Consider the following 2,705-nt stretch of genomic DNA (forward strand, 5'->3'; position numbering starts at 1 on the left):
AGTTGCAACAGATCGCGAACAGCAGGTCCATCGCGGCCCGGCACGATGGGATCGCAAAGGCCGCGCAAGAGATGGTCACCGCGATTATCGCGCAGCAGCGAAGCCGCGCCGCGACAAATGACAATGGGGAGAGATCGCGTCAGGCGGAGAGGGCAGGGCCGTCGGTAGCCGGTTCAGTGACGCGCTCCGCAGCTGAAACCCCGAAGTCGCCGAAACTGACCGACGAGGCGATCATACAGCTGATGCGGACAAATCTTCTGCGCCCTCAAGTCGAAAGTGAGGACGAAGCACTTCGAGTCACCTTCTCGCGCCAGGATTGCGCGCTGTTTCGGCTTCCGAGCCGATGGGCCATCACTGATCCGCGGACAATGGAGCGGGTAACGGGGATTTTGCGCGTCAATCAGCGCGCCTTCAAGCGCGTCCTGGAGTTTGTCGAGAAATGTCCGCAGAGAGTTGAGATTGAGGACGGGCTTGCCCGCCTGGCAGCGGATGCCCCGGCGGAACTTGTCGACTTTGCGCATAAGTTCCGGCGAGACGAGGAGCTACAGAACGCAATGCGCCGTGCCGTCCAGATCTGCGTTGAGGAAGAAGACAGGAAGGCTCGCGCTGTAGCGTCGCAGCGTACCCGGCAGATGCGCGAGCGGCTGATGTCTGAGGAGCAGCCCCTGCGCTGTGCAGAGCTGATATTGAAACAAGAGCCGTCATTAAAGCCGACATCAGAACCGTCATCAGAGCATCCCATTCAAGCATCGGCAGTCGGATCGAATGAACGCGGAAGTGAGGGCAGTGAGTTGCCGCCAGAGCGCAAGAAGATACAGGATTGGCTTAAAGCACACGGGGAGGGTGACGTGCACGCGGACCGTCTCGCGCTGTGCGTGCGACAGGACGAGGCAGCCGCCGCACTGGCCAAGGCAGAATTACCAAACTCCACCCTTGTACAGCTTGAACAAGGTGCGCAGCGGCAACAGGACTGGCTGAAGCGGGCAGCTTTCCAAAATGGTATGGGCATGGGCCGGTAAGTCTAGGATTCTTCAGAGGGTGAGGAGAATGTGAAATCGGAAGGGGGAGGTGTTAATTTCCAATGGGACGTGACTGGGGAGGGACAAGTGTCGCGCGACATTCACGGTGAGAATGCGCGACAATCAAGATGAGAATCCGGTGTGTCGGGGTTGGCGTAGGGCGTAGCCCGGAGCCGATCCCGACACACCGGAGCGCCCCTTTGTGGGGAGGCCGGAGATGATCGCGGCGTCAGGTAAGGTTGTGTTTTTCCGGGAGGAGGACCTGCCGTGTGCCTGGCCGTCACATAACCGATCATCAGATGAGGCTTTTCATGAATATCAGAAGGAACGATCCCGTCACCATTGCCGCGGCGAAGTCGGGGTTCAGCACGGCGACGGGTTACCGGCTATTGGAGCGGGCAACGCTGCCTTCTCAGGCGAAGACGCCGCGAGAGCGGCGACGTCCCGATCCGCTCGCCGGGATATTCGAGGAAGAGGTTGTGCCGCTACTGGAAGCCGCGCCCGCTCTTCGCCCGATCGCGATCTTCGAGGAACTGCGCCGTCGGCACGGCGATCTGCCGTTTGCGCGTCGGACATTGGAGCGGCGGATCAGGGGCTGGCGAGCGCTTCATGGGCCTGAGCGCGAGGTTATGTTCCGCCAGGTGCACGAACCCGGCCGACTCGGCTTGTCGGACTTTACCGCAATGGCCGATCTGGGCGTTACCGTTGTCGGCGAGACGTTGGAGCATATGCTCTATCACTTCCGGCTGATCCATGGCGGCTTCGAGCATGCCCATGTGATCCTGGGCGGCGAGAGCTTCATCGCGCTCGCCGAAGGGCTGCAGAACGCCTTGTGGTCGGCAGGCGGCGTGCCCCGGCTCCACCGCACCGACAGCCTGTCGGCGGCGTTCCGTAATATCGGCGCCGATGCCCGTGCCGACCTGACGCGGCGGTACGATGCGCTGTGCCAGCATTACGGAATGGAGCCGACCCGCAACAACACGGGCGTGGCCCACGAGAATGGCTCGATCGAGAGCGCCCACGGTCACATCAAGGCTGCGATCAGGGATGCCTTGTTGCTCAGGGGCAGCAGCGACTTCGCCGACCTTGCCGCCTACCGGCGGTTCATCGACGAGGTCGTGACCGCACGCAACCGGCGTCATGCCCCCTCGATCGATGCGGAGCGCCGCGCCTTGCAGCCGCTGCCTGACATGCGCACAAGTGATTACGAGGAAGTTCTGGTCACCGTCACTTCGTCGGGCGGGTTCATGCTGCGCAAGGTGTTCTACACCGTTCCTTCGCGCCTGATCGGCCACCGGCTCAGGGCCCGGCTTTACGATGACCGGATCGACCTGTTCCTGGGCGGCACCCGGCTGATGACGCTGGTGCGTGGCCGCGCCGGCAGCAATGGCAAGCATGGCCATGTCGTCGATTACCGGCACGTCATCCACTCGCTCAGGCGCAAGCCAATGGCGCTCATGGGGCTGGTTTATCGCGACAGCCTGTTCCCGCGGGAGGCCTACCGGCGGATGTTCGAGCACCTGTTGGAATGCGAAGGAGAACGCAGTGCCTGCCGGATCATCGTCGACCTGCTTGCCATGGCGCACGAGCGGGCCTGCGAGGCGGAACTGGCGGGCCTTCTCCAAGCAGACCTTGTCGCACGGCGAACCCCGGACATCGCCGCCTTGCGCACCCGGTTCTCGCCAG

At 62.6% G+C, this 2,705-nt stretch carries 2 protein-coding genes; both read left to right on the forward strand.

The genetic code is table 11. The features are described from left to right. Positions 1-1,019, forward strand: a 1,019-nt coding sequence (locus AAFM29_RS16970) for a hypothetical protein (protein WP_341713919.1), incomplete at its 5' end; no start/stop codon positions are given. 299 nt (positions 1,020-1,318) lie between these two features. After that, a partial coding sequence (gene istA, locus AAFM29_RS16975; RefSeq protein WP_341713920.1) for an IS21 family transposase occupies positions 1,319-2,705 on the forward strand: 1,387 nt, incomplete at its 3' end.

This window comes from Erythrobacter sp., assembly GCF_038133525.1.
Taxonomy (GTDB): Bacteria; Pseudomonadota; Alphaproteobacteria; order Sphingomonadales; family Sphingomonadaceae; genus Qipengyuania.